The organism is Stenotrophomonas sp. ZAC14D1_NAIMI4_1 (genome assembly GCF_003086775.1).
GTDB lineage: Bacteria > Pseudomonadota > Gammaproteobacteria > Xanthomonadales > Xanthomonadaceae > Stenotrophomonas.
Genome location: NZ_CP026001.1, coordinates 4,366,346 through 4,386,799, shown reverse-complemented (window position 1 = coordinate 4,386,799; position 20,454 = coordinate 4,366,346). Strand labels below are relative to the sequence as shown.

General features: G+C 64.8%; 17 protein-coding genes. 10 read left to right on the top strand and 7 right to left on the bottom strand.

The window, feature by feature from the left end:
* Positions 1 to 38: 38 nt before the first annotated feature.
* Positions 39 to 2,447, top strand: a complete 2,409-nt coding sequence (locus C1927_RS19905; RefSeq protein ID WP_108747587.1) for a TonB-dependent receptor — start codon at positions 39 to 41, stop codon at positions 2,445 to 2,447.
* Positions 2,447 to 3,745: an aminotransferase class V-fold PLP-dependent enzyme gene (locus C1927_RS19900; RefSeq protein ID WP_108747586.1), complete on the top strand. Its 1,299-nt coding sequence runs from the start codon at positions 2,447 to 2,449 to the stop codon at positions 3,743 to 3,745. Before C1927_RS19905 ends, C1927_RS19900 begins: the two co-directional genes overlap by 1 nt.
* 224 nt (positions 3,746 to 3,969) lie before the next feature.
* On the opposite strand, the gene C1927_RS19895 is transcribed toward C1927_RS19900, so the two are convergent.
* Entirely contained in the window at positions 3,970 to 4,533 is a 564-nt protein-coding gene (locus C1927_RS19895; RefSeq protein ID WP_108747585.1) for a DNA breaking-rejoining protein, read from the bottom strand.
* Positions 4,533 to 6,299, bottom strand: a complete 1,767-nt coding sequence (locus tag C1927_RS19890; RefSeq protein ID WP_108747584.1) for a S8 family serine peptidase — start codon at positions 6,297 to 6,299, stop codon at positions 4,533 to 4,535. Before C1927_RS19890 ends, C1927_RS19895 begins: the two co-directional genes overlap by 1 nt.
* Positions 6,300 to 6,669: 370 nt before the next feature.
* On the opposite strand from C1927_RS19890, the gene C1927_RS19885 reads away from it, so the two are divergent.
* From C1927_RS19885 to C1927_RS19870, 4 genes are all read left to right on the top strand, one after another.
* The gene (locus C1927_RS19885) at positions 6,670 to 7,029 is read left to right on the top strand and encodes a hypothetical protein (protein ID WP_108747583.1); all 360 of its coding nucleotides are present in this window, start codon (positions 6,670 to 6,672) and stop codon (positions 7,027 to 7,029) included.
* A gap of 187 nt (positions 7,030 to 7,216) precedes the next feature.
* A complete protein-coding gene (locus C1927_RS19880) occupies positions 7,217 to 7,657 on the top strand; it encodes a DUF2231 domain-containing protein (protein ID WP_079224014.1) in 441 nt (146 codons plus the stop codon).
* Complete coding sequence (locus C1927_RS19875) at positions 7,650 to 8,960, top strand: sorbosone dehydrogenase family protein (protein WP_079224012.1); 1,311 nt, start codon at positions 7,650 to 7,652, stop codon at positions 8,958 to 8,960. Before C1927_RS19880 ends, C1927_RS19875 begins: the two co-directional genes overlap by 8 nt.
* A 47-nt stretch (positions 8,961 to 9,007) precedes the next feature.
* The gene (locus tag C1927_RS19870; protein WP_108747582.1) at positions 9,008 to 9,415 is read left to right on the top strand and encodes a hypothetical protein; all 408 of its coding nucleotides are present in this window, start codon (positions 9,008 to 9,010) and stop codon (positions 9,413 to 9,415) included.
* Between the two features lie 63 nt (positions 9,416 to 9,478).
* Here the strand turns inward: C1927_RS19870 and C1927_RS19865 are convergent, their stop codons facing one another.
* Positions 9,479 to 10,141, bottom strand: a complete 663-nt coding sequence (locus C1927_RS19865; protein WP_108747581.1) for an exopolysaccharide biosynthesis protein — start codon at positions 10,139 to 10,141, stop codon at positions 9,479 to 9,481.
* Between the two features lie 169 nt (positions 10,142 to 10,310).
* Here C1927_RS19865 and yidA point away from each other — a divergent pair, with 169 nt between their 5' ends.
* Positions 10,311 to 11,144, top strand: a complete 834-nt coding sequence (gene yidA / locus C1927_RS19860) for a sugar-phosphatase (protein WP_108747580.1) — start codon at positions 10,311 to 10,313, stop codon at positions 11,142 to 11,144.
* A 54-nt stretch (positions 11,145 to 11,198) separates the two neighbouring features.
* Here the strand turns inward: yidA and C1927_RS19855 are convergent, their stop codons facing one another.
* On the bottom strand, positions 11,199 to 11,795 hold the full coding sequence (locus C1927_RS19855) for a hypothetical protein (protein ID WP_254051509.1): 597 nt from the start codon (positions 11,793 to 11,795) through the stop codon (positions 11,199 to 11,201).
* Positions 11,796 to 11,932: 137 nt separating this feature from the next.
* Positions 11,933 to 12,463, bottom strand: a complete 531-nt coding sequence (locus C1927_RS19850; protein WP_254051508.1) for a hypothetical protein — start codon at positions 12,461 to 12,463, stop codon at positions 11,933 to 11,935.
* Positions 12,464 to 12,761: 298 nt separating this feature from the next.
* Between C1927_RS19850 and C1927_RS19845 the strand changes: the two genes are divergently transcribed.
* Positions 12,762 to 15,068, top strand: a complete 2,307-nt coding sequence (locus C1927_RS19845; RefSeq protein ID WP_108747578.1) for a TonB-dependent receptor — start codon at positions 12,762 to 12,764, stop codon at positions 15,066 to 15,068.
* A gap of 195 nt (positions 15,069 to 15,263) precedes the next feature.
* Positions 15,264 to 15,629, top strand: a complete 366-nt coding sequence (locus C1927_RS19840; RefSeq protein WP_254051507.1) for a hypothetical protein — start codon at positions 15,264 to 15,266, stop codon at positions 15,627 to 15,629.
* Between the two features lie 25 nt (positions 15,630 to 15,654).
* Here C1927_RS19840 and C1927_RS19835 read toward each other — a convergent pair whose 3' ends face one another.
* Positions 15,655 to 16,581 carry a helix-turn-helix domain-containing GNAT family N-acetyltransferase gene (locus tag C1927_RS19835; RefSeq protein ID WP_108747577.1) on the bottom strand — a complete coding sequence of 309 codons (927 nt, stop codon included), beginning with the start codon at positions 16,579 to 16,581 and terminating at the stop codon, positions 15,655 to 15,657.
* Positions 16,582 to 16,700: 119 nt separating this feature from the next.
* Positions 16,701 to 17,048: a hypothetical protein gene (locus C1927_RS19830; RefSeq protein WP_108747576.1), complete on the bottom strand. Its 348-nt coding sequence runs from the start codon at positions 17,046 to 17,048 to the stop codon at positions 16,701 to 16,703.
* A gap of 2,437 nt (positions 17,049 to 19,485) precedes the next feature.
* On the opposite strand from C1927_RS19830, the gene C1927_RS19815 reads away from it, so the two are divergent.
* Positions 19,486 to 20,010 (top strand): DUF6622 family protein, encoded by a 525-nt coding sequence (locus C1927_RS19815; protein WP_108747573.1) that lies wholly within the window; start codon positions 19,486 to 19,488, stop codon positions 20,008 to 20,010.
* Positions 20,011 to 20,454: the final 444 nt, after the last annotated feature.

Genomic DNA, 20,454 nt, shown 5'->3' with positions numbered 1-20,454 from the left:
CGCGCCTGACCCTGTCGTGCAGTCCCGGAGTCCCCGTCGTGCAGAGCTCGTTGTTGTCGCGTTCCATCCTCCTCGCCCTTTCCATGGTCAGCGCAGGAGGCGCGATCGCAGCAGATGCCAGTACGGCAGACACCCCCGGTGGTGGCACCACCCACGCCGCGCCGACCCAGCTGGACGCCATGCTGGTCACCGGCACCCGCGCCTCCAACCGCACCCAGTTCGAAACGCTGGCGCCGGTGGATGTGTTCACCAAGGAAGACATCACGTCGGTCGATTCCACCGACCTGAAGGACGTGCTGGCACAGCTGGTGCCGTCGTTCGTGGTGCAGCGCCTGCCGATGGCCGATGGCCAGGTGTTCGTGCGGCCCGCCACCCTGCGTGGCCTGTCGCCGGACCAGACCCTGGTGCTGGTCAACGGCCGCCGCTTCCACCGCAGCGCGCTGCTGGGCAACCGTGGCGCACAGGCCGCCGACCTGGCGCAGATCCCGACCAGCGCCATCAAGCGCATCGAAGTGCTGCGCGACGGTGCCTCGGCGCAGTATGGTTCGGACGCCATCGCCGGCGTCATCAACATCATTCTTGAAGACAGCCCGGGCACCGAGATTACTGCGGGCTACTCGCAGTACGCGCAGGGCGATGGTGCCTCGCGTGATTTCAGCGCCCGCACCGGCTGGGCGCTGGGCGACTACGGCAGCCTGGCGCTGTTCGCCGAGTCGTCGAACTCCGATGCCACCTCGCGCACCCGCCAGCGCCCCGATGCCATTGCCTTCCAGGCCGCGCACCCCGATCTGGACGTGCCCAACCCCGTGCAGCGCTGGGGCCAGCCGGAACTGGAAAGCCGCCGCGTGGGCTTCAACCTGAAGGCCAATGCCAGCGATACGCTGGAGGTCTACGCCTTCGGCCTGTACAGCCACAGCGATGGCGTCAGCGATTTCAACTGGCGCAACCCGGACACCACCACCGGCGCCTACCGCACCACCAGCATCTTCCCCGGCTGGGATCTGCGTTCGCTCTATCCGGTGGGCTTCAGCCCGCAGTACGGCAACGTGCAGAACGACCTGCAGCTGGTGGGTGGCCTGCGTGGTGAGATCACGCCCAAGCTGCGCTGGGATGCCAGCGCGTCGTATGGCCGCAATGCCATCGACTACAGCCTGGACAATTCCATCAATGCCTCGCTTGGCCCGGACAGCCCGACCTCGTTCGACCTCGGCCGCCTGACCCAGACCGAGAAGAACGCCAACGTCGATTTCAACTACGAATGGGACGTGGCCGCGCTGGCCAAGCCGGTCAACGTTGCCTTCGGTGCCGAGTTCCGCCAGGAAACCTATGAAGTGCGCGCCGGCGACCCGGCCTCGTACGCGGTCGGCCCCGGCGCAGTAGCCGGCCTGGAAGCCAACTCCAACGGCGCGCCGGGCTTCTCGGCCAGCCAGGCGGGCAAGTGGGACCAGCGCAGCCATGCTGCCTATGTCGATATGGAAGTGCCGCTGGGCGAACGCTGGAGCATCGGTGCCGCCGGCCGCTATGAAGACTTCTCCAGCTTCGGCAATACCGTGGACGGCAAGCTGTCGGCGCGCTTTGCCATCACCCCGGACGTGGCCCTGCGCGGCACGTTCTCCACCGGCTTCCGCGCGCCCACCCCGGCGCAGTTGAACACCACCAGCACCAGCCAGGGCCTGGATACGCGCACCCTGCAGATCTTCACCAGCGGCCGCCTGTCGCCGAACGATCCGCTGGCACAGCTGCTCGGTGCCAAGCCGCTCACCCCGGAAGAATCGCGCACCGCCTCGCTCGGCCTGACCTGGCGCACCGACATGGGCCTGTCCGGTTCGGTGGATGTGTACCGCATCAAGCTCACCGACCGCTTCAGCCAGTCGGCCAGCTTCGCCATTCCCGCCGGCACGCCCAATCCGCTGGGCTACACCTCGGTCAACTATTTCACCAACGATTTCGACACCACCACCAGCGGCGTGGACGTGGTCGGCAACTACCTGCGCGACCTCGGCGCCGGCCGCATGACGCTGACCCTGGCCTACAACTTCAACCGCACCCGCGTGGACAACGGCAGCACTTCGGTGGCGACCAACGAAACCCAGCGCGTGCTGTTCGAAGATCGCCTGCCGGAGCACAAGGGCAGCTTCACCGGCAGTTGGGATGTCGGGGCGTGGTCGCTGATGGCGCGCGTGCGCTACTACGGCGCGTGGACCGATTCGACCGGCAACGCGGCCGGCGACATCTACCAGCGCTTCGGTGACATGACCTTCCTCGACCTGGCCGTGGGCTACCGCATCAACGAGCACCACAGCCTGCGCGTGGGCGTGGACAACGTGTTCGACCGCTACCCGGACGAGGCGACCTTCCAGGCCAGCCGCGGGCTGATCTACTCGCGCAACGCACCCTACGACACCGACGGTGCCAACGTGTATGCACAGTACCGGCTGACCTTCTGATGGACAGCCGCCGCCGTAACCTGCTGCGCGCCGGCACGCTGCTGCCGGCCGCCGCAGCGCTGTCTTCACTGCCTGCCATGGCCGCCGCGCGTTACGCTGCGCCCATGCAGATTCCCGCAACGACCGTGGCGCCGGACGTGCTGGCCCGCGATGAAGGCTACTGGGCCGCCGTGGCGAGCCACTTCGACATCACCGATGAAGTGAACCACCTGGAAAACGGCTACTGGGGCGCGATGGGGCGCGAGACCCTGGCCAGCTACCAGCGGCACACCGCCGAGGTGAACCGTGGCAATGCCTGGTACGGGCGGCACACCTTCCCCGCCGAGTACATGGCCGTGCACCGCCAGGTGGCCGACATGCTGGGCGTGGGGGCCGATGAGATCGCGCTGACCCGTGGCGCCACCGAGGCGATGCTGGCCCTGATCGGCGGCTACAACCGCCTCGCGCCCGGCGACCAGGTGCTGTACGCCGACGTGGACTACGACAGCATGATCGGCGCCATGCGCTGGCTGCAGCAGCGCCGTGGCGTGCAGGTGGAGCGCATCGCCCTGCCGGCCGTGCCCGACCACGCGCAGATCCTGCAGGCCTACGATGCCGCCTTCGCGCGGCTGCCCAAGCTGAAGCTGGTGCTGCTGACACAGGTCAGCCACCGCCATGGCCTGGTGCTGCCGGTGGCCGAGATCGCCGAACGTGCGCGTGCGCGCGGTATCGATGTGATCGTGGATGCCGCCCATGGTTTCGGCCAGATCGCCTACGCCGTGCCGGACCTGAAGGCCGATTTCGTGGGCATCAACCTGCACAAGTGGATCGGCGCACCGGTGGGCGTGGGTGCGATGTATGTCCGCAAGGGCCGCGTGGCCGACCTCGATCCGTACATGGGCGAGGCGGACGATGGCCGCGTCGGCAGCCGCGTGCACACCGGCACGGTGAACTTTGCGGCGTACCTGGCGCTGCCCGAAGCCATTGCCCTGCACCAGCGCATCGGTGCGGCCAACAAGCAGGCGCGCCTGCGCTACCTGCGCGAGCGCTGGACGGTGCCCGCCCGGCAGATGGCGCATCTGGAAGTGCTGTCCTCGCCTGACCCGGCACTGGCCAGCGCGCTGGCCAGCTTCCGCCTGCGCGGGCGCACCAGCGTGGCCGACAACATGGCGCTGCAGAAGCGCCTGCTGGATGAGCACCGGGTGTTCACCACGCATCGTGATGGCCTGGAATCCGGCGCCTGCGTGCGGGTCACGCCTTCAGTGTTCACCCGGCCGCAGCAGATGGATGCGTTGGTGGAAGCGCTGGCCGGCATGTAGTTCTGGTAGGTGCCGACCGTTGGTCGGCATGTAGTTCCGGTAGGTGCCGACCGTTGGTCGGCATGTGTTTCCGGTGGGTGCCGACCGTTGGTCGGCATGTGTTTCTGGTGGGTGCCGACCGTTGGTCGGCATGTGGTTCTGGTGGGTGCCGACCGTTGGTCGGCACAAAAACCCCGGCCGGTCGGGAGAGGCACACCGGCCGGGGCACCACACAACGCCCTAGATCACTTCTTCTCTTCCCACTGCACCAGGTCCGCCTCGGCCGCGCGGATACCCGCGGTCGACAGCAGCTTGGTCGTGGCATCCAGCGCCGCGTTCACCGACGGGTATTCCACAATCGCCCGCCCCGAAGCCTTCGACACCTTCACCACCGTGCCGCCGGTGGCCGCTGCCGCCTTCTGTGCCGCTGCCGCATCGGTGAAGAACACCTTGACCCGCGATGTCGCCACCACCGGCGCGCCATCACTGGACACCGCAGCCGCAAACTTGCGGGTGCCCGCATCAGCAGCACCCAGCGAACGCTTGCTGCGCGAGCCGCTGGTCGCCGCCGCCGATGGAGTGATCTGGAACTGGCCGCTGGCCGCCTGCTGCACGGCCACCGTGGGCGCCAGCTGGAAGCGGTTGCCGCCCACATCGAACGCGCGGCCGGTCGCCTCCGCCTTCAGCGCCTGCACATCCACGGTGGACAGCGTGCGCGCCGCCGGCGTGGCGCCCGTGCTCTGTGCCCAGGCCGGGCCGGTCATCGCCGCGAAGGCGAGGGTGCTCAACAGAATGGTTGTCTTCATCATCAGTGCCCCAGAACGCGGATCTTGAAGAATTCGAGGCTGCCGCGCGATGCAGCGCCGGCGGCTTGCCCCATGTCGGTCACTTCCAGCGTCCACATGCCCGTGGCGCTTTCATCCAGGAACGCGTTGCTGGACAGCAGATCCCAGTTGGTGAAGTTGCGCTGCACGCCGCCCGTGCCGGAACCGATGGCGGTGAACGCCGGTTGCACCACGCTGCGCGTGCCGCTGGGCGACACCAGCACGAACTGCAGTTGCCGCGTGTTGCTGTGGTTGACCCGGAAGCCGAGCTGCACGCTTTCGACGTTGCGCGCCCCATTGGCCACCTGGAAGGTCAGCCGGCCGGCCGTGGCCGACGTGCTGCCGATCGCCACGCTGCGGGTGGTGGTGCGCCAGCCGGTGTCCAGCAGCGGCCCGAGCGACTGGAACGTATCGGCCACCTGCACCGCGCGTGCGGCATTCACCACGCCGAAGCCATACCAGTTGCTGAAGGCGCGGCCAGCGGCGTTCACCGTCCAGCCCGGCACCAGCGTGCGCCCATCGGCCAGCGTCACCGCCGGCTGGTTGGGATGGGTGCGGGTGGCGGTGGTGGCCAGGATGTACTTCACGTCGCGGTAGCTCAGGCGCGGGTTGGCTTCCAGCACCAGCGCGGCCACGCCGGACACCATCGGCGCCGAGGCGGACGTGCCGTTCATCTTGGCCGTGTAGTTGCAGGTGCTGTCGATGGCCGACAGGTTGCTGTCCAGGCTGTTCTCGCGCGCGCTGTTTTTGTTGCTGCCCACCGCGCAGCCGCCAACGTCGGTGGTGATGATGGCCGGGTCGTAGGCGCGCGCCACCAGGCCTGGTGCGTACTGCGCCTGCAACCCGTATTCGCCACCGAAGGCCGACACCCACAGTGCCGAACCGGTGGACGAGTATGACGAGCGCACGCCATCGGCGCGCACCGCACCCACGGTGATCACGTTGAACAGGTTGTTGCGCGGGTCGCGGCCGGCCGGCACGCAGCCGGTGTTGCGGTTCTTGGTATCGGTGGTGCAGACATCCTGCGTCTGGCTGACCGAGGCGTTGTTGAAGTTATTGCCAGCCGACTTCACGTAGATGCCACCGCGGCCGCCACGCGTGCCCGACAGCGCCTGCTCATAGGACGCCACATCGTTCTGGCTGAAGGCCAGTGGCAGGTTCGGGTTGCCCGGCCCGGCGCCCCAGCTGTTGTTGAACACCTGCACGTCGGCCGATTCGGCGCCATCCCACCACGAGTACTCGATGTTGCTCAGCTGGTTGCCCTGCGCGTTGGAGGCCAGCACGTTGAAGCCCTTCAGCGTGGCCGCCGGGGCCACGCCGCGCACGCCCACGCCGTTGGCACCCACTGCGCCGGCGATGCCGCCGACCATGGTGCCGTGGTGGTCGGCATCGGGGTTGGAGGGGGAGGGGTTGGTGGAACCGTTGGCGAAGTTCTTGCCGGGCACCGTCGCCACGTTGGCGGCCAGATCGGGGTGGGCGATCTGCAGGCCATCATCGACGATGCCGATCACCACGCCCTGGCCGCGGATGCCATTGCGGTACAGGCCATCGACGTTGAGATCGTTGCCTGCCACCGGCAGGGTGTCGGCCGGTACCGCCTGCCCGGTGTTGAGCAGGTGCCACTGCAGGTTGGCCAGGGGATCGGCCTGCTGCGCCTGGGCGCTGGCAGCCAGGCTGCCCAGTACCAGCGCAGTGGCCAGGGCCAGCCGCGCGGAACGCGGTGGCACGGTGCGGAGCGTGTTTCGCTTCATACACGAGTCCTTCTGTTGTGAATCGGCATGGCAGAACGGCGGGGCGGAACTGCCCCATCGCAATGAGCCAAACGCGACACAACGAAGAACCCCCTACCTCTCGTGCGGGCGGAGATGCGGTTGTGCAAAGCGCGTCACAAACACTTATTCCGGCCGGGAATAACGACCCTCGTGCCGGCGCTCATCCACGCATGGCGTGGATCTACCGCTCTGGTGGGTGCCGACGCTCTGGTGGGTGCCGACCGTTGGTCGGCCTCATTTGCCCTGGTGGGTGCCGACCGTTGGTCGGCACATCCCTCCGGGCGCGGCCATCCCACCCATGCCATCATGTTTGAACCGCGGATCGCCGCCCGCTTTCCCAGGAAGACACATGGTCAGGAAAGACCCGGACATCGAAGCCGCCGTGGACGAGGCGTTCCGCCCCACCCTGACCTGGATGGTCAACGAGATCGCCTCAGGCCGCGCGCCCGACGCAGCGGACGTTCGCCTGCGCACGGCCGATACGTGGGAGACCATCACCGACATCATCCAGGACTACGGGGAAACCCTCGTGCCACTTCCCGAGGCCACCTGGGAAACCTCGGTCAGCCAGTGGGATGGCGAGCGCTGGAGGGTCCTGGTCGACCTGCACACGGCCGCAGAAGGGCGAAGTGACCTGGTGATGGATGTGTCCATCACCGAAACCGAAACCGGCTTCGCCTACAGCCTGCATCTGGTCTACGTTCCCTGAGAGGCAGCGCCGATCTCCACCCCCCATGGCGTGGATCTACTGCCCTGGTGGGTGCCGACCGTTGGTCGGCACATCCCTCGTAGCACATCCATCCAAGCAGGGGCGGGGGCGACCGGCCATCATCGCGCGACCTCCCGGCCGGCTGTGCTACTACGGCCGTGCAACCTTTCCCCTTCGGAGCACGACCATGGTCAACCCCGTCGCCCAGGCCCATCGCGGCCCGGGCACCACGCTTTTCAGCCTGTTGAACCCGATACCGTTCGGCTTCTTCGTCGGCGCCCTCATCTTCGACATCCTCTACCTCAACACCGCCGAGGTGATGTGGGGCAAGGCCGCGGCCTGGCTGATCACCTTCGGCCTGCTCATCGCCATCATTCCGCGGCTGATCAACCTGTTTGCGGTATGGCGCCGCAACGGCACCGCCACCGGCGTGGACCGCGTGGATTTCCTGCTCAACCTGGTGGCCATCGTGCTGGCCATCTGGAATGCCTTCGTGCACAGCCGCGACGCCTACGCGGTGGCCGTGCCGGGCACCATCCTCTCCGCCCTGACCGTGGGCCTGATCGCCATCGGTTTCATCCTGCTGTCGCTGCAGCTGCCGGTGCTGCACGGAGGTCGTCATGGCTGATCGCATCCTGCCCACGCTGGGCATCCTTTCCCTGGCGGTGATGCTGGCCGCCTGCGCCGGCAAGGCCGAGTACCACCCGGCCGACCAGTCCGGCGCGCAGCCGCCGCTGCCCAAGCCGGCCAACTTCCTCATGCCGCCCATGCAGGTGCCCAAGGGCGTGGGCTGGGCCGACGGCCAGTCGCCCACCGTGGCCGACGGCCTGAAGATCGAACGCATCGCCGCCAACCTGCAGCACCCGCGCCGCCTGCTCACTCTGCCCAACGGCGACGTGCTGGTGGTGGAAGGCAATGGCCCCGGCGAAGAGCCGGTCACCACGCCCAAGCAGTGGATCGCCGGCAAGGTGAAGGCGCGCTCGGGCAAGGCCGGCAAGGGCGGCAACCGGGTCACCCTGCTGCGCCGCACGCCGGGTACCGATGCCTGGACCCAGCACGTCTACATCGAAGGCCTGCATTCGCCGTTCGGCATCCAGCTCATCGGTGACACGCTGTACGTGGCCAACACCGGCAACATCATGCAGTACCACTACGTGCCCGGCGAAACCCGCATGTCCGACAAGGGCCGCGAGTTCACCGACCTGCCCAGCACCATCAACCACCACTGGACCAAGGAACTGCTGGCCAGCCCCGATGGCAGCAAGCTGTACGTGGGCGTGGGTTCCAACAGCAACATCACCGAAAACGGCCTGGCCGTCGAATACCGCCGCGCGGTCGTGCTGGAAGTGGACGTGGCCACGCGTGGCAGCCGCATCTTCGCCTCGGGCATCCGCAACCCCACCGGCCTGGACTGGGAGCCGAGCACCGGCAAGCTGTGGGCCGTGGCCAACGAGCGCGATGAGATCGGTGCCGACCTGGTGCCCGACTACCTGACCTCGGTGAAGGAAGACGGCTTCTATGGCTGGCCCTACAGCTACTACGGCCAGCACGTGGACGAGCGCGTGCAGCCGCAGCGGCCGGACCTGGTGGCCAAGGCGATCGTGCCCGACTACGCCATCGGCTCGCACGTGGCGCCGCTGGGCCTGCTGTTCTACACCGGCCAGTCGCTGCCGGCGAAGTACCACGGTGGTGCCTTCATCGGCGAACACGGCAGCTGGGACCGTTCGCCGCTCAGCGGCTACGAAGTGGTCTACGTGGCCTTCAAGGACGGCAAGCCGACCGGCCGCCCGGAAGCCGTGGTCAGCGGCTTCACCTCCAAGGATGAAAAGACCCTGATGGGCGCGCCGGTGGGCATGGCGATGGACGCCGACGGCGCACTGCTGGTGGCCGACGACGTCGGCGATGTGGTGTGGCGGGTCTCGGCGAAGTAGAGTCCGCCCATCACCAACACCACGCCATAGGCTGAGGAGTGACAGGGATGTCCAGGGCACTGATATGGGCCACGCTGCTGTGCACGGGCCTTGCCGCTGCCAACCCGGTGTCCGCATCGGGTTGGCAGGGCAGCTATTCCAACGTCTGCGTGCATCCGCAATCGGGTGACCTGCTGGGCGCGGAGTTGTCCTTCATCACCTACGGCGGCGGTACGGCCGTGCTCTGGCAGCCGTTCGAGGGCGAGGGGCTGCCACCGCAGGTGCTGGTGCTGCGCGAGGAGCGCGGCATCACGGTAGCCGCCGAGGATGCGAGCGCGCCCGCGCTGTTTTCGATCACGCGCGAGCGCACGCGGATGCGTGTGCGCTACCTGCAGGGGCAGGCCGGGGAAACCATCGTGCTGCGGCCCGGTGCCTCGCAATGGATGGGCGCCCGCCCGCCGGTGTGCAGGGCCTGAATGTGTAGAGCCGAGCCCATGCTCGGCTGCTGTTGGTAGAACCAGCCGAGCATGGGCTCGGCTCTACACGGACGACGTACCACCACGCAGCCCACTGAACACCGATTCCGCTGCAAACCCCACGCCACCCAGCAGCACGCCGAAGTACACCACCGTGGCCACTACGAACGCATAACCGGCCGCCACCGCCGCGCCATCGCGCTGGATGAACCCGATCGCGAACGACATCAGCGCCAGCGCAGGCAAAGTATTGCTGAAGGGAATCGGCCCGGCCGGTGCCATCAGCAGCAGCGTGGCAAATACCAGCGCCAGGTTGTTCAGCCGCATCATCTTCTTCGAACGCACCATCACCGCCAGCCGCATCGGCTGCGACAGCCGCTCCATGCGGTGTACCCACTTCAGGGCGCGGCCCAGGCTGGCCTTCAGCTTTTCGGTGGCCACCTCACGCTCGGCCAGGCGGCGCGGTACCCACAGCGGGCGGTCGCGCACGCGGCTCAGGCCGATCAGCAGGATGGACGCACCGAACACCGTGCTCAGCCCGGGAATCGACACCGGAATCAGGAAGATCGCCGAGAGCAGGATCACGATCAGCATCAGCCCCTCGTCGCCCAGCGCCTGCAGCAGCGTGCCCACGCGGATCTGCTCGCCGGGCAGGCCGTGGATCAGGTCTTCGATCTGCTCGGCCAGCGGTGCGGTGTCGGTAGCCTCGGGGGCGCGGTAGGTCATGCGTCTGGATCTCCAGGGTAGGGCGGTCATGGGGGCCGTCCTGCGGTGGGGGGCGCACAGGCCTGCTGAGTATCCCTGCAGCCACGCCCGGCGGTATGAACCGCGCATGAGGCGGGCAGGTGGGCGACTGCCTTAAAATAGCGGTCCCCACATGCAAGGTTGGACGTTGATGGACATGGGCCGCAGGCAATCGACCATCGCACTGGTCGCCATCGATATGGATGGCACCCTGCTGGACCCCGCCCACAAGCTCACCGAGCGGGCCAAGGCGGCCATCGCCCAGGCGCGCGCGCTGGGCGTGCATGTCGTGCTGACCAGCGGCCGCCCCGTGTCCGGCCTGGCGCCGTTCCTGCAGGAACTGGGCATCAACGGTGACGACGACTACTGCATCGCCTGCAATGGCGGCCTGGTGCGGCGCCTGGGCACCGGCGAGAACGTGGCCGAATTCCCGCTCAGCTTCGAGGATTTCCGTTACTGCGAACAGGTCGCGCGCGATATCGGCGTGCACTTCCAGGCCCTCGACGGCCAGCGCCTGTACACGCCCAACCAGGACATCAGCCGCTACACCGTCATCGACTCGCACCTCTCGCACGTGCCGCTGTCGTACCGCCGCGTGGACGACATGGATCCGTCGATGTCCTTCATCAAGCTGATGATGATCGACGAGCCCGACGTGCTGGACGCGGCCATCGCACACCTGCCGGCCGAACTGACCGAGCGCTTTGCCGTGCTGAAGAGCGCACCGTTCTTCCTGGAAGTGTACGACCACCGCGCCGGCAAGGGGCCCAGCCTGCAGAAGCTGGCCGAGCACCTGGGCATCGACCGCGCCAACGTCATGGCCATCGGCGACCAGGAAAACGACCTGACCATGCTGCAGTTTGCCGGCACCAGCGTGGCGATGGGCAATGCCATCGATGCAGTGAAGGCGGTGGCGCGTTTTGAAACCACCACCAATTCCGAAGATGGCGTGGCGCGGGCGATCGAGCGGTTCGTACTGCAGTAAGCCGAGCACCGTTGGAAACGCCGCCGCGTCTGGCGGCGGCGTTCTACGAACGGTTTACTGACAGATGTATTCGCGCCCGGAATCCACGGCTTCCATATCGAGCTCGTGGTTCTGGATCTCGATGGTTTCCAGCCGGGTCGAAACGACCACCGCGCGGGCACCGACGCTACAGGTAGCCGGCAAGCCACCTTCGGCCGCGTACCCGTTGATTGCATGCGCCAGGCCATAGCAGGCCGAGCCGAGTTTCTGCGAATCGAAATGGCAGGCGTTGAGCTGCCCATAGGCCAATGACCTGGCGGCGTTGTAGTTCGTGGTCCAGCCGCTGAACGCATCGTTGGCGCAGGTGCCCGGGAAATCCTGGATCGGCGCGCCGCCGGTCGTGCAGGTGTGTTCCCATGCGCTGTTGACGGGGCTCTGCTTGAAGTATGCCGTGCGGCCGCTGTCGACCCATTGTGCGGCGGAGGCAGTTTCAGCGAAGGCGGACAGGCCGAGCAGGCACAGTGCAGATACAGCGAGCGGTTTCAATCCATTCAACATGACGTTCGTCCTTTGAAGTGTCGAGTTATCGCGTCGGAGCCTTGCATGGCAGCGCGTGCGGAAGGCTTCGCAAAGGTCCGCGCGGCCGCCGCGGCCATAGTCAGCCAGCGACATGGCAGCTGCAAGCCGATTGGGCAGGCAAAAGTGGAAACACTGACGTAGCGCACATACACCCATCTGTAACGTCGGGGTGGTAGGCGGGGCTATCGACGCAAACGCGGCGTCGCGTTTCCGGCAGCGTTGCTCAGTGGTCAGCGCGTCAGGCCCAGCACGCAATGCGGGGCATCGCGCTGGCTGCGGATGGCACTGGAGATGACGCCTGCCTTCAACGAATGGTGCTGGTCGTTCTCTGGCGCTCTGGGCAGTGGCCCATGCCCAGGCGGGTAAATCAACGGTTGCAGGCTGTAGCGCGCACCCAACCGTTCCAGCGGGAAGCAGGGCGAACCTGAGAACGTTACGAACAACGCGCGGATGTCGTCCGCATTCTCGTGCAGCACGCGGTATTCCACGTTCTCGACGGTGTAGCCATCGGCGGTCAGCATCGGCCGGGATCGGTAGATGCGCAGCCCCGCATCCTTCTCAAGCGCAAACGGCGCGACGAGGCCCAGCGCATGCAGCTGGCCAGGGCTGATCGGCCATGGCGTGGTGGCCAGCGCATCCATCAGCGCGTCCAGGCGTTGCGGCGAACGTGCTTCACCACTGTCCTGCGCCTGCGCAGCGCCCATGCACAGCAGCATCAGGCACGCGATGGCGAATGCTCTCCCTGCGGTCCAGCGGATCATCGGCGCTCCTGCCAACGGGTGTCGGGCAACTGAAGATACCGGACAGCACGATACCTGCGTATAGCCGCGCTGTACCACGGTGCAATGGTGCGCGCGGCACGGCAGTGCAACACTTCCGCCCGTCGAAATCACCCCATCGCATCGCCCGGCAGTTGACCGTCTTGCTCTGCCCCTGACCGGCGCGCAACGCGTCGCTCCTCCTTCAACGCAATCGCATTCCAGCTACAGCATCGCCGCCGGTGCTGCCACGCGCTGGGGGTGCGCCTGCGTCTTCATTCCCCTGCACCTGGATCCGGCCATGAACACCCCACCCACGACCCTGCTCGCCCTGGCCCTCAGCGCCGCCCTCGCCGCACCCGCTTACGCTGCCGAAACCAGCGACGCGCCCACCACCCTCAATGCCCTGCAGGTCATCGCCACGCCACGCGGCGCGGCGGTTGCACCCACGCAGGTGGTCGGCCCGAACCGCTACATCATCAACGCCGCCGACCTTGATGCCATGGCCACCGGCAACAACGCCTTGGCCATGCTCAAAGCCGTGCCTGGCGCCAGCTACACCGCCACCGATGGCCTGGGCCTGGATATATCCGCCACCAGCCTGTTCGTGCGCGGCTTCCGCATGAATGAAATGGGCATCACCTTTGAAGGCGTGCCGCTGAACGACAGCGGCTTCCTCTCGCTCACCGGCACCAGCGTGGTCAACGTGGGCGTGCCCGACGGCATCGGTGCGATCACCGTCAGCCCGGGCGGCGCACCGGTCAGTGTGTTTTCCAGCAGCACCAACGGCGGCAGCCTGGAATATCGCCTGCGCGACCTGCAGGACACGCCCAGCCTGCGCATCAAGCAGGGCGTGGGCAGCAACCGCACCCTGGTCACCACCGTGTCCGCGCAGAGTGGCCAACTGGGCGAACATGGCCCGAAGCTGCTGGTGGACCTGCAGCGCGTCTCAGCGGACAAGTACCAGGGCGCGGGCACGCAGGATTTCCTGCGCGGCAACCTGAAGGCGCAGCAGGAGGTGGACTGGGGTGATTTCACCGTCTTCGCCTCCGACAGCAAGGCCAAGGTCTGGGGCTACAACAACATCTCCTTCGACATGATCCGCAAGCTGGGCTGGAAGGCCGACAGCTTCTATCCCGATTACGCCTGGGCGTACTACGTGGCCTCGCCGGAGAATGCCGATAAATCCTGTGGTGCCTATACCTGCGGCGAGCTGTCCGAACTGATTCCCTACCAGACCGGCCAGGTCACCCGTGATCGCGTGGCGTCCATCAACCACCGTTTCCAGATCACGCCCGCACTCAGTGGCAACGTGCAGCTGTACAACGCCAACAGCCACACGCAGGCCACGCTGACCGACCCCACCGTGCCGTCGCCCAACGGCGCGCCGTTCTCCGAACAGGTGCAGACGCCGCGCGTGAACCGCCTCGGTGGCATGGCCAACCTGCAGTTCGAGGTTGGCGCGCACATCATCAGCGCGGGCTTCTGGCAGGAGAAGAGCAAGGCCGCTGCCCGTACCGACTGGTACCAGCAACCGCTGCTGGGCCAAGGCAAGCCACTGAAGGCCACCGGCCCGTTCGATGCGCATGGTCCGGCCTTCCTCACTGACAACGCCTCGCGATGGGTCACCCGCTCGCATCAGTTCTACCTGCACGATGACATCGCGTTGAGCGACACGCTGAAGCTGGGCGTGGGCTTCAAGGCCGTGGATTTCCGCACCGAAGGCGGCGGCCTCGGCGATGCCGTGGACCGACCGGTATACGGCGCGCTGCGCGCCAAGGATAACTTCCTGCCGCACGTCTCGCTGTTCTGGAGCCCGAGCGACGCCACCGATGCCTTCATCGACGTGGCCAACACCATGAACGGCTATCGCGTGGCCCAGCGCGGCAACATCGGCTATACCGCATCGGCGTGGACCATCAGCGACCAGGAAGAGTTCGACCGCGTGGCCGGCACGCTGCGGCCGGAGAAGAACTGGAACTTCACCGTGGGCGCAACGCATCGCTTCGAGCGTCTGACGCTGACCGGCGATGTGTTCTACAGCGATATCCGCAACCGGTTGCTGTCAGCGGCCATCGGCACACAGTTCGCGCAGATCAACACCGTGCGGCTGATGCCGAAGATGCACGTGATTGGCGCCGACCTGGGCATTACCGCGGACATCAGTGATCACGTGCAGTTCTACCAGGGCGTGGCCGTGGCCCGTTCGTACTACGGCAGTGATTTCGTGGTGGGCGATACCGTGTACCCGATCAAGGGCAACGCCCAGCCGGGGTATCCGCAGGTTTCGCTGGTGAGCGATCTGTCCGCGCATCTTGGCAACTGGCGCTTGGGTGCCACCAGCACCTCGTACCTGCGCCAGCCCTTTACGTACGAGAACGACATCCGCGTGCCCACGTTCTGGCAGGTGAACACCTACGCCGCATACACGCTGGGCGAGGGCAGTGTGCTGCCCGGGTTGGAACTGCGGCTGGATGTGAGCAACCTGTTCAACCGCAACAACATCGGCACCGCCACGATTGCCGGTTCCTCGTTCTCGGGCGATTACCAGACGCTGCAGCGCAGCGCCCCACGGCAGGTGATGTTCAGTACCGCGATGACCTTCTAAGTAGATCCGCGCCATGCGTGGATGCTCTCCGCGCAATCCGGTAGCGCCGGGCCATGCCCGGCGGGATGTCTCCGGCACCGAAAAACGTGCCAACCAAGGTTGGCATCTACCAAAGCGGGCTCCAACCACCGCACTTTGCACAACCTGCACTGATATTCCGGCACCAGCGCAAGGTTCCCACAATGTTGCTGGGGCATGCTGTCCAGCATGGCCCAGCCCGATCCCGTCTACCTGCCCACCCGCCCGCGTGCCCACGGACGCCCGCGTCCGGTGCCCTACGCGGCGCCGACGGTCGACCTGCAGGCCGAATACCAGTTCTGGCAGGCCTACGAGCGTCTCGTGCGCCCGCTGCCCGGCGGTGGCCTCCGCCTGGCCTGGCTGGTCTTCCAGAACGTCTACCGCGCCCGCGAACGCTTCCCCGATGACACCCACGAAGCGGCACTCGCACGCGTCCTCTTCGGCAGCAACATGACGCCTGAGCGCGCGGTCGAACTGCAGGACCTCTACGGCCTCGTCAGCCGCCGCCTGGCGACTGTCGCCAAGCGGGGGCCCTGTCCGTAGCGTCGAGCTCGCTGGACTGCGCCCCTTATAGATCGCGCGCCCACACCTGGCTGACCTGGTCCTTGCCGAAGCTGTGGTGCTGTTCTTCCTCCACCAGCGCGAAACCGGCCTTCTCGTACAGCCGCACGGCATCGTGCAGTACCGCGTTGGTCCACAGCACCATGCGTGAGTACCCCGCCGAGCGCGCGAACGCGATGGCTTCCTCCACCAGCGTGCGGCCAACGCCCAAGCCGCGTGCACTCGCATCCACATACAACATGCGCAGCTTCGCGGTGTTGGCATCGTGGCGCACCACGAACACCGAGCCGATGATGTCGCCGTGCTGTTCGGCAATCCAGCAACGGTCCGAGGCAGGGTCATGGTCGCGCAGATACTTCGACACGATCTCGGCCAGCAATGCCTCGAACTCGCTGTTCCAGCCGTACTCGGTGGCATAGAGCTGCGCCTGCTTGTGCACGACCCAGCCCATGTCGCCGGGCTGGGGGCCGCGCAGCAGGTAATCCCGGTTGCGCTCGCCCAGCAATGTACTGATGCGCGTCATCGCCTCCACCACGCCCCGCCGCTGTGCTTCGGTAAGCGGTTCAAGCAGGGTCATCGCTTCCTGCCGCGACGCCGCGTCGTAGGGCTGGAACGTGTCCTGCCCGTGCGCGGTCAGGCTCAGCAGGTGTGAGCGGGCATCTTCCGGATTGGGGGACTTCTGTAGCAGCCCCCTGGCTTCCAGCGATGCGATCACCCGGCTCAGGTACCCGGCGTTGAGTCCAAGGTCGCTGCGCAGATCCGAAGCGCGGGCCGCACCCCTACTGGAGAGTTCGTACAGCACCCGCAGCTCCGTCAGCGAGAAGTCGCTGCCCAGCATGCGGTCCTGCAGCACCCCGATCCGGCGGGTGTAAAAGCGGTTGAAGCTGCGGACCTGTTCGGCCCGATCGGTCAAGGCAGGGGAAATGGCGGGCATGGTTGATAGAGGTGGTTGCTTTAGGCAACCATTATTGGTTGCCCGAGGCAATTAATCAACCTTGGTCCAAGTAGATCCACGCCACGCGTGGATGCACGTCGCGGCCCGCGCGCACGACCTCACCCCTCCGGCCGTACGCGCTCATGGATGAACGCCGTAAGCGCCAGCGCGGCCATCGCCAGCCCCTCCATCACACGGTCGCCTACGTATTCGTCAGGGTCGCCGTTCTGCTGGGCGCGAATGGCGGCCAGCAGGATTTCCTGCACGATTCGCTGGCCCGCCAACGCGCAGTCGGCATCGGCCAGGGCGATCTGCCGGCCACGCACCTGGTGGCGCTCGGGCCAAGGCTGGCCATCGGAGGCTGCGCCGGCACCAATGCTCTGCAGGATGGCGATGAGGCTGTTGAAATCGAAGGAAGAGGGGGCGTCCTGGTTGGGGCGCGGGGAGGGGGAATGCGGCTTGGTCATGGCTGGCTCCGTGCAAACAGGCAGAAGCCGCCACCGATAAAGGTGGCGGACGATGCGTGGCTCGAAAACCGGGCTACTAGGAAACCGGCGGGCACAAGGCCCCCACGCACCGCCCGCCATAGCCGGCAGACGGATCACCAGCCGGCACCACGCGAGGTGGTGCCGACTGGTGAGCGCAAACTTCATCACAACAACGGGTTTTCGAGTCCCGGCCACCCGTTTTCGGTGGCGGTGCCAGAGTTGCCGGATGTAGTTGGGAATGGCAAGGGATGGGGGCAAATCCGCCAAAACCCATGACGCTTTTGGCATTGTCGCACAGGGGGCGGTAGGTGCGAGAGGTCTGGCATACATGGCTCACGGCACTTCTGAGGCGGAACTGAAAAGCTCGCTGTTCCACGTCCCTAGGTGTGGCAATTGCGACAGTGCCCGCGATGTGCAAGTCTCACGAGCAAGCAACGCCTTAGCTCACTCGGCTCTTCAGGTCACTTACTGTTGAGCTAAGGTCGCTTCAACTGACTTCAGAATTCGATAGTCCATTCTCGGTCAATTTGGCGGAAATATTCCGCAGTTCAAGTGAGCGTGTTTCTAACAAGAAGCCGGTTTAAGTTGCATCGGTTGACGTCGATGCTAGATCACAGGAGTTGTATTGAGAGAATGAGTCGATCGATGATGGTCAGATCGGTGACCCATTATTATGATACTGATTGCAATAGTTGAAGTTTGGATGTCTGTGTAATCAACTTCGGAGGAAGCCGTAAATCTAGGAGGCTAGCTTAGTAGTCCAGAGAATCGTTAATTCATCCATGTGCCTGAGTGGCCTTGATGCGAATTCTGTCTCTGTAAGCATCGTTAGATGAACCGGGGCTCCATATAGCCTCATCGCATGCTCCAGTGCGGTCCTAATCTCGTAAAAAACCTCGAGTGCTACTTTCGGTTCATCCTTAGCTACCGCTAAAATATCAATGTCGCGAAAGCGCTCCCCACGAAAAGCTGATCCGAAACCATATAGAGCTTTAAGTCTGGTATCTGCTGCTGAGGTGAGAGATTGGATTGCCATCCTTGTCGCGTTGGCAATAGGACCAATACTCAGTGGACCATAGCGCTCCTGGCATTTCATTGGTGACATACAGGCCGATTCGCTCCATGAGACAGAAATTCTTTGCTTGTTCTGTGTACCCACACCATCCGCCTCCTATGTAGATGATGGAAGGCTTGCCGAATTCATGGATCACACGCTGCACAGCAGTGAGGCCCATCGTGTATTCGTTCAAGCAGACGACAGTTAAACGGTCGTTCTGCTGCTTTCTAATGAATTCAAAAACGAGGTCGTCGCGTCGATCAAGGCTCACGCAGTTCCCGTGATTGATCAATAGTCGTTCAAGCCAAGAGATGTGGGAGAATCTTACGCCCCAGCTATTGTTGCCGTTGTCTCTCATGAGAGCATTGCTTTCTGGAATTCTGAGGGGAACATTGGGTAGGTGTCCAGGCGTGTGTACTGATGCCGCTCAAAGGCCTGTGCGTGAACCTTGAAGAGGAAGAATGACGAGATTTCACGAGAGTCTAATAATTCAATATTTGATTCAATCGCATTTACTATCTTCGTGTTATTGGGTATAATCGTGTCTAGTTTTCGAAGCGCCCATGTGTCACACATGTTGGAACCCGGGTCGGCTTGAGCGACCGTGGACATGGGCCCAAGGCTAGACCAGAAGGCCTCATTCTCATGTAGCAGGCGAGCGACATGGGCCTTGAGTTTCTTTACGCTCTTAAACGTCAATGCAGTTCCGTTAGAGCGGACGCCACGTTCATGATCCTTCTTCCACTGATGCAGCATCGCCGCGGGGTAAACCCCTTCAGGTGCCTTGTCCACCTTGCGATGACAAGTTGGGCAGAGTAAGACCAAGTTTTCATACTCATCGCTCCCACCGGAACTAATGCCCCGGGGTCCAGTAGGGCTGGAGGCTATCACGTGTGCCATCTCACCGACATTAAACCCCCTCCCGTTATCCAAGAGGACTGTGAGATCGGCGCGGCAAGCCGGATTAGAGCAGATGCCCGCCGCGCGTCCCCATAAAAGTTTGGTCGTGCTGTCGCTAATCGCCACTTGTGATTGTCAAGGCCAGATCGATTCTAAAAAGTGTAATGCTTCGCTGCATGATGAGCGAGAGAGTGGGGCGTGTGCGGCAAGCGGTGCACCCACCTGGGCCAGAGCAACGGGATTTGATTCAGTCGCGACGGGCTCTTCTTTGCTCATGCAACGGTCCGTATGGTCCGATGAGCCTTGGATGGTGGTCGATCTGACAAGCGCGCAGGGATGAGGTGGGCCCAGGTAGTTGAACCGGTCGCTGACACCTGTCACTTGTTCGGCAGGTCCGGTCCATCAATAGTGAGCGCCACCAACCGCCCTCCGTGCGGGCATTCACTGAAAGGACGTCCCGTGAACCTGCTGCTGCCCATCCTCTCGCACACCCCGATCTGGGTCTGGGTGATCCTGGCGTACCTCATCACCCGCGGCGTTGCGGCCATGCGGCCAGGACAGACCTCGCTGCGGAGGCTGGCGATCGTGCCGGCCCTGTTCACGGTGTGGGGCATCTGGTCGATCAGCCATCGCTACGGCGGTTCGCTGGTGGCGTGGAGCGAGTGGCTCGCCGGCATCTGCGCGGGTGCAATGATTGGCTGGTTGCTGCTGCGCCGCGCGACGCTGACCGTGAATGAGGCGACGGGCCGGTTGTGGCGCAGCGCGGACTACAGCCTGCTGCCGCTGCTGCTGGTTACGTTCCTGGTGAAGTACGGGTTCGAGGTGGCGCTTGCGGTGTCGCCTGCGCTGAGTGCCAATGGCAGCTTCAGTGCTGCTTATCTGCTGTTGTCCGGTGGGTTCACCGGGATCTTTGTTGGCAAGTACTTCCGGTATCTGTCAGTGCTGCGCAAGGGCATGCCCGGTAATCTGGGCCCGGTGCATTGAGGTGGGGAGGGGGCTGGGGGTGCATGGTCCTTCAGATCTGCCGTGAAGGTGTCCGCTTCTGGCCGGGAGCACGCACCGGAGGCGGGGAACTGAAGATGTTTATCGGAAGTGGGGAGACGCAACTGTCGACCCGAAGCGGAAATTGCGGCTTGAGGCACATTACAGACCATTGAGGTGGCATCGCCCTGTACATCCACCTTATGAGGCGCCGGCGGCGCATTCGGGGTGATTACATGATGGTGCCTAACGCGGCGAGCGCTTATCGAGATCTTCTTGGGCATCACGCACAACAGCCCGCACGGTATCCTCAAGCAGGCCGATTAAGATGCATCGGACTGCCGCGAGGCGTAGGATGCACCATCGTCGACCCCATCGGAGCCCTCTCGGCACTGTCGGGCCCTCGAATCTTGTTAGGTAAGACTCCGGTGCCGCGTACTTGAGGCT

Coding starts and splice junctions, on each gene's coding strand:
- C1927_RS19835 (WP_108747577.1), bottom strand. CDS start 16,581: ATGCCCGCCATTTCCCCTGCCTTGACCGATCGGGCCGAACAGGTCCGC.
- C1927_RS19870 (WP_108747582.1), top strand. CDS start 9,008: ATGTCCAGGGCACTGATATGGGCCACGCTGCTGTGCACGGGCCTTGCC.
- C1927_RS19850 (WP_254051508.1), bottom strand. CDS start 12,463: ATGATCCGCTGGACCGCAGGGAGAGCATTCGCCATCGCGTGCCTGATG.
- C1927_RS19865 (WP_108747581.1), bottom strand. CDS start 10,141: ATGACCTACCGCGCCCCCGAGGCTACCGACACCGCACCGCTGGCCGAG.
- C1927_RS19845 (WP_108747578.1), top strand. CDS start 12,762: ATGAACACCCCACCCACGACCCTGCTCGCCCTGGCCCTCAGCGCCGCC.
- C1927_RS19875 (WP_079224012.1), top strand. CDS start 7,650: ATGGCTGATCGCATCCTGCCCACGCTGGGCATCCTTTCCCTGGCGGTG.
- C1927_RS19885 (WP_108747583.1), top strand. CDS start 6,670: ATGGTCAGGAAAGACCCGGACATCGAAGCCGCCGTGGACGAGGCGTTC.
- C1927_RS19830 (WP_108747576.1), bottom strand. CDS start 17,048: ATGACCAAGCCGCATTCCCCCTCCCCGCGCCCCAACCAGGACGCCCCC.
- C1927_RS19890 (WP_108747584.1), bottom strand. CDS start 6,299: ATGAAGCGAAACACGCTCCGCACCGTGCCACCGCGTTCCGCGCGGCTG.
- C1927_RS19895 (WP_108747585.1), bottom strand. CDS start 4,533: ATGATGAAGACAACCATTCTGTTGAGCACCCTCGCCTTCGCGGCGATG.
- C1927_RS19880 (WP_079224014.1), top strand. CDS start 7,217: ATGGTCAACCCCGTCGCCCAGGCCCATCGCGGCCCGGGCACCACGCTT.
- yidA (WP_108747580.1), top strand. CDS start 10,311: ATGGACATGGGCCGCAGGCAATCGACCATCGCACTGGTCGCCATCGAT.
- C1927_RS19855 (WP_254051509.1), bottom strand. CDS start 11,795: ATGTCGCTGGCTGACTATGGCCGCGGCGGCCGCGCGGACCTTTGCGAA.
- C1927_RS19840 (WP_254051507.1), top strand. CDS start 15,264: ATGCTGTCCAGCATGGCCCAGCCCGATCCCGTCTACCTGCCCACCCGC.
- C1927_RS19900 (WP_108747586.1), top strand. CDS start 2,447: ATGGACAGCCGCCGCCGTAACCTGCTGCGCGCCGGCACGCTGCTGCCG.